The 14,921-nt window shown below is 68.2% G+C and carries 12 protein-coding genes; 6 read left to right on the top strand and 6 right to left on the bottom strand.

The window, feature by feature from the left end:
- Positions 1-284: 284 nt before the first annotated feature.
- The 3 genes from M4D77_RS20945 to M4D77_RS20935 all read right to left on the bottom strand — a co-directional run bounded on the left by M4D77_RS20945 (position 285) and on the right by M4D77_RS20935 (position 2,793).
- Positions 285-1,232, bottom strand: coding sequence for an adenylate/guanylate cyclase domain-containing protein (locus M4D77_RS20945; RefSeq protein ID WP_259937285.1), 948 nt, complete (start codon positions 1,230-1,232; stop codon positions 285-287).
- Between the two features lie 472 nt (positions 1,233-1,704).
- Complete coding sequence (locus M4D77_RS20940) at positions 1,705-2,241, bottom strand: hypothetical protein (RefSeq protein ID WP_231742207.1); 537 nt, start codon at positions 2,239-2,241, stop codon at positions 1,705-1,707.
- Between the two features lie 18 nt (positions 2,242-2,259).
- The gene (locus tag M4D77_RS20935; RefSeq protein ID WP_139104537.1) at positions 2,260-2,793 is read right to left on the bottom strand and encodes a hypothetical protein; all 534 of its coding nucleotides are present in this window, start codon (positions 2,791-2,793) and stop codon (positions 2,260-2,262) included.
- A gap of 384 nt (positions 2,794-3,177) precedes the next feature.
- On the opposite strand from M4D77_RS20935, the gene M4D77_RS20930 reads away from it, so the two are divergent.
- Positions 3,178-3,900 (top strand): hypothetical protein, encoded by a 723-nt coding sequence (locus M4D77_RS20930; RefSeq protein ID WP_259937284.1) that lies wholly within the window; start codon positions 3,178-3,180, stop codon positions 3,898-3,900.
- A gap of 13 nt (positions 3,901-3,913) precedes the next feature.
- On the opposite strand, the gene M4D77_RS20925 is transcribed toward M4D77_RS20930, so the two are convergent.
- Positions 3,914-4,729 (bottom strand): SDR family oxidoreductase, encoded by an 816-nt coding sequence (locus M4D77_RS20925; protein WP_068971107.1) that lies wholly within the window; start codon positions 4,727-4,729, stop codon positions 3,914-3,916.
- Between the two features lie 96 nt (positions 4,730-4,825).
- A complete protein-coding gene (locus M4D77_RS20920; protein WP_205333967.1) occupies positions 4,826-5,923 on the bottom strand; it encodes a GIY-YIG nuclease family protein in 1,098 nt (365 codons plus the stop codon).
- 108 nt (positions 5,924-6,031) lie between these two features.
- Between M4D77_RS20920 and M4D77_RS20915 the strand changes: the two genes are divergently transcribed.
- Both M4D77_RS20915 and M4D77_RS20910 read left to right on the top strand, forming a co-directional pair.
- Entirely contained in the window at positions 6,032-6,616 is a 585-nt protein-coding gene (locus tag M4D77_RS20915) for a TetR/AcrR family transcriptional regulator (protein ID WP_068971108.1), read from the top strand.
- Entirely contained in the window at positions 6,613-8,160 is a 1,548-nt protein-coding gene (locus M4D77_RS20910) for an MFS transporter (protein ID WP_205333954.1), read from the top strand. Before M4D77_RS20915 ends, M4D77_RS20910 begins: the two co-directional genes overlap by 4 nt.
- A 14-nt stretch (positions 8,161-8,174) precedes the next feature.
- Here M4D77_RS20910 and M4D77_RS20905 read toward each other — a convergent pair whose 3' ends face one another.
- Positions 8,175-9,062, bottom strand: a complete 888-nt coding sequence (locus tag M4D77_RS20905; protein WP_068971115.1) for an alpha/beta fold hydrolase — start codon at positions 9,060-9,062, stop codon at positions 8,175-8,177.
- 165 nt (positions 9,063-9,227) lie between these two features.
- Between M4D77_RS20905 and fdh the strand changes: the two genes are divergently transcribed.
- From fdh to nrfD, 3 genes are read left to right on the top strand one after another with little or no spacing between them, the layout of a single operon-like run.
- A complete protein-coding gene (gene fdh, locus M4D77_RS20900; protein ID WP_259937283.1) occupies positions 9,228-12,557 on the top strand; it encodes a formate dehydrogenase in 3,330 nt (1,109 codons plus the stop codon).
- Positions 12,558-13,607 carry a 4Fe-4S dicluster domain-containing protein gene (locus M4D77_RS20895; RefSeq protein ID WP_259937282.1) on the top strand — a complete coding sequence of 350 codons (1,050 nt, stop codon included), beginning with the start codon at positions 12,558-12,560 and terminating at the stop codon, positions 13,605-13,607.
- Positions 13,604-14,716 (top strand): NrfD/PsrC family molybdoenzyme membrane anchor subunit, encoded by a 1,113-nt coding sequence (nrfD, locus tag M4D77_RS20890; protein ID WP_137810376.1) that lies wholly within the window; start codon positions 13,604-13,606, stop codon positions 14,714-14,716. The genes M4D77_RS20895 and nrfD overlap by 4 nt, the downstream gene beginning before the upstream one ends.
- Positions 14,717-14,921: the final 205 nt, after the last annotated feature.

Raw genomic sequence — 14,921 nt, 5'->3', positions numbered from 1 at the left:
CCCCCGACTCATCAGACCCATTCGAACCGGATCAGACACTGGCCCGAACTATTCGTCGCGACAGACGACATCCGGGCTGCGGAGTAGTGCATGCGATCCACAACATCGTCGAGGTTTGGAACCCGCAGCCGGGGTTGCCCAGTCGTGCGGTGGTCACGGCCCGTCGTGCGTGTCGGCGGGCACAGGCAACGCGTCTATCGGCCCGTAAAGCTCGGCGCGGCCGCACGTAGTCCTCTCGATCTCTTCGGCGTACACACGCTGCTAGCAAACAGGTCGAGAATCGATCAGTCGGAGTAGCGGGGCACGACGGCGAACACCTCGATGTCGCGCGGTACCCCCTTGGCGCGGAATCGTCGACGACGAGTGGCGTACCGATCGGCGCCGGCGGCCTCGACGGTCGCTCCGCTGGCCAACAGCTCACCGGCTCCCGCGGCTGCCGCGACCCGAGCGGCGACGTTCACATCGACACCGAGGAAATCGTCACCGACCGCCCGCGGTTCGCCGGTGTGAAGACCGGCTCGCAGCTGTGGCCGGTAGTCCCCGACCGTCAGGGCACTCACGGCGACGATCACCTCGTGACCGGCCTCGATCGCCTCGACACCGTCGATGAACACGGCCATCGTCCCGTCGCCGAGATGTTTGACGATGCGTCCGCCGCGGCTGCGCACGATGCTCTCGGTGACGCCGTTGACGTCGCGGAGGAGTTGGAGGACCTGGTCGTCTCCGGCATGCAGGGCCCACGTCGAGAATCCGACGAGATCGGTGAACAAGATGGTGGCGGGGACTGGGGTGCGACCGGATCGACGACGTCGTGTGGTCACCAACGCCTGCCACACCTGGATCGATGCGAGGCCGAGCTCTCGTATGGCACTGGGTCTCTCGGGCCGGGACTCGCTGATGAGGCGTGCCACGCGGTCGGATGCACGCGGCCCGGTGATCGGGTTCTCGTCGTGCGGGATCAGATCTCGTGCGGCGCGAGCCGCCTTGACGACCCCGGCTCTGGAGTCGGTGCGGGCCAGCAGGTCGGCCATCCGGCGCCCGGGCCCGGGACGGCCGGGATCGTCGCGTCGGACGGGAAGCCGGTCGCCCCGACGACGGGTCGACCCACCGGCCCTATCGTTCGCTGCGGAGGGTCCGTCCGGACCCTCCGCAGCGAATGTCGCATCGTCGTCGGTCGGACCGGGATCCGGGAGACCGTCGCGGTCACGTGTCGAATCGTCGGCTCCGGTCACGCCTTGAGTCTAGTGGCCCCGCTCATCGCGAGACCGACACCGCCGCGGCCTCGGTGACACCGTTCCAAACGCTGAACAAGCCACACAACGCCGACCCACGTCGCACTGCGACGGGGCCCGATGTGACGACTGATGACGTCGACAGTCGCGAACATCGACAAGGTGATCCAGACGCAGAACAACACAAACAACGCGAAACCGATATAGAACGGCCAGTTGTCCGCGCGGCAATCAGCAGCGCATTCGGATAGTCCGGCCGTGGCCACCAGCACATCCACCATCTAATCGCCGCGGGCAGCCCTACCCGACGGCCTTGTCGAGGAGGACGACCGTGTCGACGAGCGCACCGCCTGCACACGGATCATGCCATCGAAATTCACTCATCCATCATTACGGTCGGCCCTCACAGGCGGGTCGTCATTAGTTCGAGTGGCGCTGTACGAACTACGCGAAGCGTGCTGCACCCGTTCGATCAGAATGGGGCGGCGGAAATGTAGAGCCATGTGCTGCGGTCACCCGCCTGGGGGTCGAACCAGACGGTGAGATGACCGCCCCACTCCCCCGCTGACGCCGGGTCGTTGTAGTCGCCAGCCGGCCGGCCACATGCCGTCAGAGTCGGTGAGCGCGGCGGACCGTGCCTCGACGGTGAGCGCATCGACGCCATATTCGGCGGATCGGTGGTCGCACAGCGCAGCCGTGACTGCCGAATGATCCTGTCGCGCAGCATCGCACTGTCCGATTTCACGACGAGGTAAGCACTCGGTTTGCCTTGCAACTGCGATGTCACTTCCCCGTAGTCGATGGCGCTGTCGTTCAGGTGAACACCCATGGCTTCGGCGATCCGTTCAGCCCCGTCGGCGTCTTCTGTGACCGACACCTTGGACAAGCTGTCCTCGAACCACGACGAGCGAAGAGTGAGCCAACCAGCGGCACCGATGAGCACGATCGCGGCGGCGAAGGCGGTGATGATTCCACCGAGCACCCAGAAAAACAACACCTTGGTACGCACTCATCAACTGTGGCACGCCTACATCTGCCCGCCATCACCTGCACGCGCTGGCCGCGGCGGCGCACCGCGTCTGAGCAGGTCGGGATTGACGACTCGGATGGCCTGGACGAAGGCAACGACGAGCGCTCCGTAGCTGCACACCGAGTACGGCCAGGGGCTGTGGGTGCTCATTGTGATGCGGGGGTCGTCTCGAATCCAGTAGGTGCAGCGCACGCCGAGGGGAAGGAGCTCGAATCGGTGAGACCAGTCGAGGCTGGGATGGAATGTGCTCACCACGTCTGGAGGCGGCGGTGGTAGCTGCTCAGGGGGAAAGCCGACGGGTACAAACCCATCACGCACCGAACACGTGTGACCGGGGTAGTCGTTGTAATCGTCGAGACTGGTCAACGCGAGGAAAGCAATTGCCCCGCAGATCGCCAGCACCGCAGAAACTGCGGCCGAAGATCGTCGGATGTTTCGGCCAGCGGCTCTGAAGGATAGCCAGATGGTCCACGCCCAGAACATGAGCGCGAGGGCGACCGGTGGCGTGAGCAGCACGAAGAACCCTTCCACCGTCACTCCTTCTCTCGCAGACCGCTACTACTCCGCAATCGTTCCACCTGACCCGGACTCCGATTGACCTCGATATCCGCGCCGGCTCCGGTCCTGCCGGAGGTGAACGAATGAGATTGGTCTCGCAGTGGTCCGCCTGAACCATTCTTCTTCAGCTTCGGCTTCGCCCACCCCGGCTGATTACGGGGCGTGTATGACTGGGCACCCGAGCTCTACACCGGTCCACTCGATCAGCCGTCACTCGCTACTGTGCAGCACCTCCTCCATCCCAACGAGCCCGTCATAGGCTCACCTGTCACTCAGTCGAGCGGTACCGGTTAGGCGACCAGTTGTTCGCGGCTTCTGCCGACACCTAGGACTGTCCCGTCGTCTACCGTCGAGATCATGGCCGACGTCAACTTCTACTTCGATCCCGTGTGCCCCTTCGCGTGGATGACGAGCAAATGGGTGCGAAAGGTACAGGCCCAGCGGGACTACACGGTGGAATGGCGGTTCATCTCGCTACGTCTGCTGAACGCACACGTCGATTACGACGCGCAGTTCCCGCCGGAGTACGAGGCCGGGCACACCGCCGGACTCCGCCTCCTGCGCGCGGCGGCGAGCATCCGCCGCGAACACGGACCCGCCGCCATCGGCCCGTTCTACGAGGCACTGGGTACGCGAATCTTCCACGCACACACCGGTTCCTACACCGTCGACGCCACCGACTTCCGCGGTACCGCGGAGTTCCTCGGACCCGTCCTGGACGAACTCGGGTTGCCCGCACACCACCTGAATGCCCTCGACGACGCCGAGTTCGACGCGGAGATCCAAACCGAGACCGACGAGGCCCTGTCCCTGACCGGTCGCGACGTGGGTACGCCGATCATCCACTTCCAGCCGCCCGAGGGAGTTGCCTTCTTCGGGCCCGTCATCAGCCGCCTACCCGGTGACGACGACGCGGTCGTCCTGTGGGACCACGTGATCGGCCTGGCGAGTTTCCCGGGTTTCGCCGAGCTCAAGCGGAGCCTGCGGGAGAAGCCACAACTGCGGGCCTTCGGAGTGTCCGACGGCGAGGCGGGTGCCGAGGAGGACTGGCACGGCGGGAGTCGGCGCACCAAGAAGTGAGCCGCCCCGGCGTCTACTTGAACGGATTGAGCGTCCGGCCGAGGAAGTACTGGATACCCGGCGGAATGGGACGCACGGCCGTCGTGACCAGCTTGTTCACCATGCCGGTCACGCACACCGCGTCGCCCTTCATCACCGCGTTCCACCCCTCGCGCACGACGTCCTCGGGCTCCTGCCACAGCACGCCGGGCAGGCGATCGGCGGTCTCGCGGGTCTCCGCACCCATCGCATCGTGGAACTCACTCCTGGTGAAACCGGGACAGAGCGCCGTCACGTGGATGCCGTGCGGTTTCAGCTCCATGTCCAGGGACTGGGACATCAGCAGCACATACGACTTGATCGCGGAGTAGAGCAGGCCCTCCGCCGGAGGCAGCAGCGCCGTGATGGACGAGACGTTCACGATCCGCCCCCACCGGCGCTTCTTCATCCCCGGGAGCACGCGGTGGGACAGCTCGGTCAGCGAGGTCAGCATCAACTGCAGCTGCCCTCCGACCTCCTCCCACGGCGTCTCGGCGAACTTGGTGCTCAGCGACATACCGGCGTTGTTGATCAGCACGTCGATGTCCAGCCCGAGTTCATCGGCGCGCTCGATGATCGCGGCCGGCGTGCCGGGTTCGGACAGATCCCCGGCGAACACCTCACAGCGAACGCCGTGCTCGCGATGTAGTCGCTCGGACAACTCGTCGAGCCGTTCGGCCCGACGGGCGACCAGCAGTAGGTCGTACCCTTCCGCGGCGAGATGTTCCGCGAACGTCTTGCCGATCCCGGCGGAGGCGCCGGTGATCACGGCGGTGCGGTGGTCGAATGAACTGCGTCGATCCGAGGACATGCGCCGGCTTTCTGTCGATGGACGATGCCGCGAGTAGTACCAGACCGCGCGTCCCTCGTCGGATCACGACAGGCGAGTTTGTTCCAACGAACAGGCTCAGGGAACGTGTCCGTACGGGTGCCAGCCGGACGGATTCCACTTGCCGCCGCGTTCTTGCCGGACCTCGCGCAGGCTGGTACCCACATACCGGGCCTCGAGTTCGGCGTCGGGTTTCCCGGTGTACACCCACCGCTTCGGATCCAGGTTTCCCTCGGCGTCGCGGTAGGACTCCCAGTAGTCGACGCGATGGACGGCCCGGACGAGATCGTCGGCGAACACCAGCACCGGTAGATCGGGGACGGTTCGGTGCGGCCCCGCACGCCAAGCGCTGCGAGCGGATTCGTAGATCACCTCGGCAGTGGCGTCGCTGCGGGCGGACTCGTCGACCTTCACCAGCACGCACACGTCGGGCAACGGCGGCGACACCGGCGCCGCATGTCGCAGGATCAGCTCCTCGATGCGCCACGGCCCCTGTGCATCCGGCGTCTCCGGAAGTTCCGATCCGGCCAGAGCGACGACGTCGACTACCGTGCGTCGTAGCGAAAGCGCGTGCGCTGCAGCCGAATCGACAGAATCTACATCGTACCGCAGAATCCAGTGTTCGACGCCGAACCCGTCGGCGTCGATGTCGCGGATACGCTCGGAGATGGCGGCCGCGACCTCGGCCGGATCGTCGTCGCCGACGATGTCGGCAGGGTCGGGTGCGTCGCCCGCCAGCGCGGCGGCGGTATGGCGGTATACGCGGTTCCCGCGGCCGGCGTCGACATGGAACACCGTGGCGTCACGCGGATCGACCAGTGCATAGACGTAACTACCGAGCACCGTTTGCGCTTCGTGGGGAACAGGTTTCGGGGCACCGGGCGCGGGGACGCCGACCGGCCGCAGCAGGGTGAGGACCTCGTCGACCACCGAAGGGCGGACCCCGAGCCCCCCGGCGGTGATCCCGCCGAAGACGACCTCGCCGGCGCGCTCCCGGTCGACGAATCGTCGGCCGGCGAAACGGTCGACGGCGCGCACCACATCGGCGACCTCGGCGCGCCGGGCCGCCGCACTGCGGGAGAACGTGCGCTCGTCATCCGGGTCGAGCATCTCCGCGAACGCCGACGACGACAAGAAGTCGCCGAGCGCCGTCCGGGGCAGCTCGACCGCATCGATCCTGTTCACCGCCATGGTCGCATGATGCCAGCACCCGACACGCAAACCCGCGAAGCGCTAGTGTACGTTTGTACATGTACATTCGTACATTAACTTGGAAGGGTAGTGATGACCGAGGCAGCGCCCCGCCGCCGACGAGATCCCGAGGAACGGCGACGCACCATTGTCGAGGCCGCCGCCACGCTCATCACCGAGGTGGGCTCCGAGGGGCTCACCCACCGGCTCGTCGCGAAACGTGCCGGTGTGCCGCTCGGTTCGACGACGCAGTACTTCGCCACGCTCGACGATCTGCGCGAGGCAGCGCTCGCCCGCCTGGCCGACGACATCGACTCCGGCCTGGCCGAGGTGGCCGAGACCCTCGCCGAACACGGCCCAGCCGCGGCGGTCTTCGCCGAGACGCTCCACGACTATCTGTCCGACGAGCGGTTGATCCGCGCCGACCTCGCGCTCGTGTCGGCCGCCGTCCTCGATCCCGCGCTCCGCCCGCTCGCGGTTCGCTGGCCCGACGGGCTGGTCGAGATCCTCATCCCGCACGTCGGGCAGACGGCCGCTCGCGCGATCGCCGCGTACACCGACGGCGTGGCCATACACGCACTCCTCTACGGGACGCCGCTGTCCCTCGACGACCTGACCGCCACCCTGACGGCCCTGACCGGGCTGCCCTCCCCCGAGCACGACCGGAGCCGACGATGACCCAGCGATCCGCCACCGAGACCACCAGCGCAGACGGCCTGTCCTTCCGGCGCCGATGGGCGTCGGCCGCCGTGTTGTCGGCCAGCCTGCTGGTCATCACCGTCGACCTCACGATCCTCAACGTCGCACTCCCCGACCTGGCCGGCGACCTGCGCCCGACCGCCGATCAGCAGCTGTGGATCATCGACGCCTACTCGCTCGTCCTGGCCGGCCTGCTGCTCTCCATGAGTTCACTGGCCGACCGGTGGGGCCGAAAACGGATGCTGGTCACCGGCTTCGCGGTGTTCGGTGGGGCCTCGGCACTGGTCCTGCTGGCCGAGTCACCCGAGGCGGTGATCGCGGTCCGGGTGCTGCTGGGCGTCGGCGGCGCGATGATCATGCCGACCACGTTGTCCCTGCTGCGCAGCATCTTCACCGACCCCGCCGAGCGTGCGACCGCCCTCGGGCTCTGGGCCGCGGTGTCGGGCCTCGGTGCGGCCGTCGGGCCGATCGTCGGCGGAGTTCTGCTCGAGTACTTCTCGTGGCGCGCCGCGTTCCTCGTCAACGTCCCGCTGATGGCGGTCGCCATCGTGGCCGCAGTGCTGATCCTGCCGGAGTCGAAGCACCCGCAGCCGGGCCGGTGGGACGCCGTCGGTGCGCTGATGTCGATCGCCGGCATGGTCGCCCTGGTCTGGGCCATCAAGCGGTTCGCCAAGGAGGAGAGCCTCCTCGCACCGGCCGCCTGGGTGGCCCTGATCGGCGCGGTCCTCATCCTGGCCCTGTTCGTCCGACGCTGCATGCGACGCACCGAGCCGCTTCTCGACGTCTCGTTGTTCCGCAGCCGGCCGTTCAGTGCGGGTGTTCTCGCCGCGCTCGGCTCGATGTTCGGACTGGCGGCGGCGCTCTTGCTGCTGGCCCAGTGGCTCCAGTTGGTCGAGGGCCACTCCCCGATCGCGGCCGGTGTGCGGCTGTTGCCGGTGGCGGGAGCGGCGATCGTGTCCTCGATGATCGCCGCCCCGCTGTCCCGGATGATCGGAGCCCGAGCCGTCGTGGCCGGCGGTATCGGCATCGCCGGCGTCGGGATGGCGCTGATGTTCCTCGGTTCCGACGGCCTCGACTACGGCACCGTCGCCACCGCCCAGGTGTTCGTCGGATTCGGCATCGGATCACTGGCCATCGCATCGGCGATGATCATGGCCGGCACCCCGGATGCCAAGGCGGGCAACGCCGCCGCGCTGGAAGAGACCGCCTACGACCTGGGCAATGTGCTCGGGGTCGCGATCCTCGGCAGCGTGGCGTCGATCATCTACCGGACCACGCTGACGGCCGAGCCCGTCCCCGGCGTACCCGCCGAGGTGACCGACGCGGCCGGCGAATCCCTCGGCGCCGCCATGGGTCTCGCCGAAGCCGCCGGGGCACCGGGCCTCGCGGAGCGGGCGGCGGCCGCGTTCACCGACGCCATGCAGCAGACGAGCCTGGTCGGCGGGGTCACGCTGGTCGCCGTCGCCGTGGCCGTCTTCGCGCTCGTGCCGCGCGGCACGGATGTCACGGCCGCGCAGCACTGACGTAGTCGTGCCTGTCATCCGGGCGGGGTGACGAGCTCCCGGTTGAGACGGTCGAGAAGTTCTGCGATCCGCTTCGGCTGATCGTGCGGAGCCAGGTGGCCGCAGTCGTCCAGGACTTTCAGCTCGACGTCGAGCCGCGCATGTACCACCTCAGCCAGCCGCAGTGTCGGCAAGAAGACGTCATGGTCGCCGGAGACCACCATCAAGGGGCGGTCCGTCGGCAATTCATCAGACGGCCCCGGCGCCAGACTCGTACGGCAGTGTCCGGCAACCAGATCCATCCATGCGATCAGCGCGGGATCGACGTTTCTGTCCGGCGCCGTCATCATTCGCAGCAGATCATACGAGCGTTCCGGCCGAGGCGAGGCCAGCCATGAGACGGTTGTGCGCAATGTCCGAGGCGAGACCGCCAAACGGGTGATGCCCGCAGGTGACACGAGTAGGCGTCCGGCGATCAGCGATGAGGCACCGGCCAACGCGATCGCAGCCCCGAGCGAGTGACCCAGCACGATCACCGGATGGGCGACCGTCGCGCCGAGCACCTCGTCGAGCCACCGCCCGTAGGCAGGGATCCGACCGCGTCGCCGCGGACGTTCCGGTGCACTTGTCCCCGGCTGGCCGGGCACGTCCAGACTGATGACGTCGTTGTTCCGCGCGAGTTCGGACAGCAGCGGGATCATCGTCGCCGAGTTCATGTTCGTACCCGGCACCACGACGACAGTGCGCCGGTCGGCGGGTGCCGCCGTCCCGGGGTCGGGAGACCGGGATGCAACGATCCTGGTCCGCCCCGCCGACGTCTGGACTTCCCATTGCGCGGCAACACAATCTGCTGCCGACAACCGGATCTCGCACCATCGTCGGATTACGTCGCGGCCGGATTCGGTCTTGTATGCGGTGATCATCAGGAAATCCCATCGGCGCGTCTTCACGGCACACGGCATCGATGATCAGCCCGGCAAGGGATGACAACGACACACGTGCAGCCGACCAGACTTCCCGGCACTCCACCCGCCACGATAGCAACGGTCGAGACGCAACCGCAGACGATGAGGTCTAGACTCGGACGGGTGCCAGCCTTCAGCCCCCTCGAATGGCCGGTGTTCCGCCAGTTGCGGTCGGGCGACGTCTTCGGGCGCGGACCGGCGGTCACCTCGGCGAGGACACGCGGCATCGAACCGCGCACCGCCACCGCGGACCGTGTGGTCCAGAGCGTGTGCCCGTTCTGCGCGGTGGGTTGCGGGCAGAAGGTGTACGTCAAGGACGAGCGGGTGGTCCAGATCGAGGGCGACCCGGACTCCCCGATCTCCCGCGGGCGCCTCTGTCCCAAGGGCGCGTCGAGCGAGCAGTTGGTCAACAACCCGATGCGGCAGACCTCCATCCGCTATCGGGCCCCGTACGCGACCGAATGGCAAGACCTGGATCGCGATACCGCGATCGACATGATCGCCGACCGTTTCCTCGAGGCCCGACGCCGTGGCTGGCAGGACCGCGACGACGAGGGCCGGCTGCTCCGACGGACCACCGGTGTCGCCTCGCTCGGCGGTGCCACCCTCGACAACGAAGAGAACTATCTGATCAAGAAGCTCTTCACCGCGGCGGGCGCGATCCAGATCGAGAACCAGGCCCGCATATGACACTCCGCGACGGTTCCCGGTCTGGGGGCCTCGTTCGGACGCGGCGGCGCAACGCAATCACTGCAGGACATGGCCAACGCCGATTGCATCGTTCTCATGGGCGGCAACATGGCCGAGGCGCACCCGGTGGGTTTCCAGTGGGTGTCGGAGGCGAAGGCCAAGGGCGCGACGATCATTCACGTCGATCCGCGCTTCACCCGTACCTCTGCGGTGGCCGACCGGCACATCTCCATCCGGGCCGGCTCTGACGTCGTCCTGCTCGGTGCGCTCATCAACTACGCCATCACGCACGAGAAGTACTTCCGCGAGTACGTCGTCGCCTACACGAACGCCGCCACCCTGATCGCCGCGGACTTCCGCGACACCGAGGATCTCGACGGCCTGTTCTCCGGCTTCGACCCGGAGACCGGCGAATACGACGCCACCAGTTGGGCTTACGAGGAACCGTCCGCCCACTCCGACGACGGTGGCCGCGACAGCGAGGACGGCAAGGTCGAGTCGCCCGGCCACCCGGACGACGGGCCGCGGGTGAAGGACCGCGCGGTGGGGCACGAGCATGGCTCCGGCGGGCCGCCGCTGGAACACGGGGCGACAGTGCGCGATGACACCCTGGAACACCCGCGCAGCGTGTTCCAGATCGTCAAGCGTCACTACTCGCGCTACACACCCGAGATGGTGCGCGACATGTGCGGGATCTCGGTGCGCGACTTCGAGTATCTGGCCCGGGCCGTCACCGACAACTCCGGCCGCGAGCGCACCACGTGCTTCGGGTACGCGACCGGCTGGACCCAGCACACCTTCGGCGCGCAGTTCATCCGCGCCGCGTCGGTTCTGCAACTCCTGCTCGGCAACGTCGGGCGCCCCGGCGGCGGCATCATGGCCCTCCGCGGACACGCGAGCATCCAGGGGTCCACCGACATCCCGACGCTGTTCAACCTGCTGCCCGGGTATCTGCCGATGCCCTCGGCGGGCAAGCATGACAGTTTCGCCGACTACATCGACGCGATCACGTCGAAGGCCGAGAAGGGTTTCTGGGCCAACGCCGAGGACTACATGGTGAGTCTTCTCAAGGCGTGGTTCGGGGATGCCGCAACCGCCGAGAACGACTGGTGTTACGACTACCTGCCCCGGCTCACCGGGCCCGCCGGGACCTTCCAGACGACGGTCGACATGCTCGCCGACAAGGTCGACGGTTACTTCGTCCTCGGCCAGAACCCGGCGGTCGGATCGGCCAACGGGCGCCAGGCGCGGATGGCGATGTCGCACCTCAAATGGCTCGTCGTCCGCGACCTCAACATGATCGAGACGGCCACCTGGTGGAAGGAGGGCCCGGAGATCGAGTCCGGCGAGCTGCGCACCGAGGACATCGCCACCGAGGTGTTCTTCCTCCCCGCGGCCACGCATGTGGAGAAGGCCGGCTCGTTCACGCAGACCCAGCGCATGGTGCAGTGGCGCCACCAGGCGGTCGAGCCACCGGGTCAGTGCCAGAGCGAGATGGACTTCTTCTTCGAGCTCGGGCGGCGCATCCGCGAACGCCTCGCCGGGTCGACCGACGAACGCGATCGCCCACTGCTCGACGTCACCTGGCACTATCCCCTCGACGACCACGGCAACCCCGACCCCGAGGCGGTGCTGTCGGAGATCAACGGCTACCACGTGACCGGCGAAGACGCCGGCACGAACCTCACGTCCTACACCCAGATGAAGCGCGACGGCTCGACTGCGGGCGGCTGCTGGATCTACACCGGGGTCTACACCGGCGCGGACACCGTCGGGCCGTCGAACCTGGCCGCACGCCGGGTCCCGCAGGGCGGTGGCGGGGTCACCCAGCACGAGTGGGGCTGGGTGTGGCCGGCGGATCGTCGAATCCTCTACAACCGTGCGTCGGCCGACCCCGACGGCCGGCCGTGGAGCGAACGCAAGCGGTACATGGAATGGGACGCCGACGCCGGGCGGTGGGTCGGTCCCGACGTGCCCGACTTCCCGGTCGACCTGGTTCCCGATGCCCGTCCCGACCCGTCGGTCGGCGGCGTCGAAGCCCTCTGCGGCGACGACCCGTTCGTCATGCAGGCCGACGGGAAGGGCTGGCTCTACGCCCCGCGCGGGCTGGTCGACGGCCCGTTGCCGACGCACTACGAACCGCAGGAATCCCCGGTGGTCAACGCGCTGTACCCCCAACAGCAGTCGCCATCGCGAGTCCTATTCCCCCGCACGGACAATCTCGACGCACCCAGCGGCGAGAGCCCCGGTTCCGAGGTGTACCCGTTCGTGTTCACGACGTACCGCCTCACCGAGCACCACACCGCAGGTGGCATGAGCCGCTGGACGCCGTACCTGTCGGAACTGCAGCCGGAGATGTTCTGCGAGATCTCACCCGAACTCGCCGAAGAGCGGGGCCTCACCAACGAGGGCTGGGCGACGATCGTGTCGCCGCGCGCCGCGATCGAGGCGCGGGTGCTCGTGACCGACCGCATGATGCCGCTGACCATCAACGGCCGGCAGGTGCATCAGGTGGGGCTCCCCTATCACTGGGGCGTGGGTTCCGACGCCGTGGTCAGTGGCGACGTCGCCAACGATCTGATCGGGGTCACACTGGATCCGAACGTGCAGATCCAGGAGTCCAAGGTGGGCTCGTGCGACGTCATCGCCGGGCGCCGGCCGCAAGGCCGGGCACTGCTCGACCTGGTGCGCGCCTACCAGGAGCGGGCCGGGGTCACCGTCGAGACCGACAACCAGCACATCACCGGGAAGGCGGAGGAGTAGATGGGACAGCTGTCCGGGCCATCCGATCCCAGCACCGACGCGCACTGGAACACCCACGAGGAGCGCAAGGGGTTCTTCACCGACACCTCGATCTGCATCGGCTGCAAGGCCTGCGAGGTGGCGTGCAAGGAATGGAACGGCAACCCGCGCGACGGCGACCTCGCCCTCACCGGGATGTCGTACGACAACACCGTCGCCCTCGGCGCGAGCACCTGGCGCCACGTCGCCTTCATCGAGCAGAATTCCGACCGCATCGCCGAGGCCCGCGAGTCCGGGCCTGCGCTCGTCGGACTGGGCATGCCCGCGATGCCCGGCTCCTCGCCTGAAGATCGTTCGTCTCTGCCGACCAGGCCCTCTCCCCTGCCGGCTGAGCCGGCGAGGAGCGAAGCGACGAGCCGAGTCGAAGACCCCGACACCCCCGAGTTCCGCTGGCTGATGTCGTCGGACGTCTGCAAGCACTGCACGCACGCCGGGTGCCTCGACGTCTGTCCGACGGGCGCGCTGTTCCGCACCGAGTTCGGCACCGTCGTGATCCAGGACGACGTCTGCAACGGCTGCGGGACGTGCGTGGCCGGATGTCCGTTCGGCGTCGTCGAGCGCCGGGCCGACGGCACCGCCGCGCCGACGACCCGCTCCGGCGAACGCAAGGGCGAGCAGCCCGAGGTGCCCAAACGCGGTGTCGCGCAAAAGTGCACGCTCTGCTACGACCGGTTGCTCGACGACGAGACACCGGCTTGCGCGAAGACCTGCCCGACCACGTCGATCAAGTTCGGCGACCACGACGACCTCGTCGACGACGCGCACGCCCGCGTCCGGGCGCTGCACGAGCAGGGCATGACCGAGGCGCGGCTCTACGGCGCCAACCCGAACGACGGTGTCGGCGGCACCGGATCGGTGTTCCTGCTGCTCGACGAGCCGGAGGTCTACGGACTGCCGCCGGACCCGCGGGTGTGCACCGCGGACCTGCCGGCCATGTACAAGCGCGCCGGGATCGCGGCGGCCGGAATGCTGGCCGCCGCCGCACTCTCGTTCCTACGGGGCGGCCGATGACCTCGTCGGAGTTCGACTCCTTCCGTCCGCCGGAGCCGCCCCGGCGGCGCGGCCGGGGTTTCGGCCGTGGCGGAAAACGCAGACCGGGTAGAGGTTTCGGGCAGGGCGACGGCAACCGTGAGATGTCGATGGTGCCCGATGCCGAATTCACCTCGTATTACGGGCATCCCGTCGTCAAGCCACCACCCTGGGACGAGAAGGTGGCCGCCTACCTGTTCCTCGGCGGTGTCGCCGGCGGCTCCGGCGTCCTGGCCGCCGGGGCCCAGCTCACCGGGCGGGACGCGTTGCGCCGCAACGCCCGCCTCGGTGGTCTGGGTGCCGTGGGTCTGGGCGGGATCGCGCTCGTCGCCGACCTCGGACGGCCGGACCGGTTCTACAACATGTTGCGCACGTTCAAGGTGACGTCGCCGATGAGCGTCGGTTCCTGGATGCTGTCGGCGTTCAGCGGGGCACTCGGCGTCGCGGCGGTCGCCGAGGTCGACCGGATGACCGGTGCGCGGCTGCCGCTCGGGCCGCTTCGTGCGGTGTTGCGCGCCGTCGAGGCCCCCGCCGGGCTGGCCGCCGGGCTGGCGGGTCCGCCGCTCGCGGTGTACACCGCGGTCCTGCTCTCCGATACCGCCGTGCCGACCTGGAACGCCATGCACCGGGACCTGCCGTTCGTGTTCGTCAGTTCCGCGAGCCTGGCGTCGAGCGGGCTGGCGCTGGTCACCACGCCGGTCGGTCAGGCCGGGCCGGCACGGACTCTCGCGGCGCTGGGCGTGGTCGGCGACCTCGTCGCGATGCGACTCACGGAGCGACGGATGGACCCGGTCGCCGCCGAACCGCTCCACCACGGAAAGGCCGGCACCCTGCTGCGCTGGAGCGAGCGACTCGCCGTCGCCGGCGGAGTGGGCGCGTTGCTCAGCGGGCGCTCCCGCCCCCTGGCGGTCGTCTCGGGACTCGCACTGCTCGCCGCGTCGGCCTGCACGCGATTCGGCGTCTTCGACGCCGGCATCGAGTCGGCCAAGAACCCCCGCTACACGATCGAACCGCAGAAGCGCCGCCTCGCGGCCCGTCGTGCCGCCGGAATCACCGACGACTCGATCACCACCGGGCCGCCCGCGCCCTGAGCGGTGCCCACTGAGGAGCGCCGCCCCCTGCTGCTCCCTGAGCGCCAGCGCCGCACTCCGCTCCCGAGCGCAAGCGCCACCCCCTCCGCTCTCTATCCGAAAAAGGCGGTCCCCATTGCTCCCTGAGGTGCGAGGAGCGCAAGCGACGAGCCACGAAGGGCCTGGTGAGACACGTTGCGTGACCCTTCGTGGCTCGCTTCGCTCG

Origin of the sequence: Gordonia sp. p3-SID1431, assembly GCF_025143765.1 — a bacterium.
Taxonomy (GTDB): domain Bacteria; phylum Actinomycetota; class Actinomycetes; order Mycobacteriales; family Mycobacteriaceae; genus Gordonia; species Gordonia hongkongensis.
Note: the sequence above shows the minus strand (reverse complement) of the source record. Positions and strands in the feature narration are given on the sequence as shown.

What these genes read in the sequence shown, in the direction of transcription:
- nrfD (WP_137810376.1), top strand. Translation starts at nt 13,604, where the DNA reads ATGACCTCGTCGGAGTTCGACTCCTTCCGTCCGCCGGAGCCGCCCCGG.
- M4D77_RS20930 (WP_259937284.1), top strand. Translation starts at nt 3,178, where the DNA reads ATGGCCGACGTCAACTTCTACTTCGATCCCGTGTGCCCCTTCGCGTGG.
- M4D77_RS20915 (WP_068971108.1), top strand. Translation starts at nt 6,032, where the DNA reads ATGACCGAGGCAGCGCCCCGCCGCCGACGAGATCCCGAGGAACGGCGA.
- M4D77_RS20910 (WP_205333954.1), top strand. Translation starts at nt 6,613, where the DNA reads ATGACCCAGCGATCCGCCACCGAGACCACCAGCGCAGACGGCCTGTCC.
- M4D77_RS20925 (WP_068971107.1), bottom strand. Translation starts at nt 4,729, where the DNA reads ATGTCCTCGGATCGACGCAGTTCATTCGACCACCGCACCGCCGTGATC.
- M4D77_RS20895 (WP_259937282.1), top strand. Translation starts at nt 12,558, where the DNA reads ATGGGACAGCTGTCCGGGCCATCCGATCCCAGCACCGACGCGCACTGG.
- M4D77_RS20905 (WP_068971115.1), bottom strand. Translation starts at nt 9,062, where the DNA reads ATGATCACCGCATACAAGACCGAATCCGGCCGCGACGTAATCCGACGA.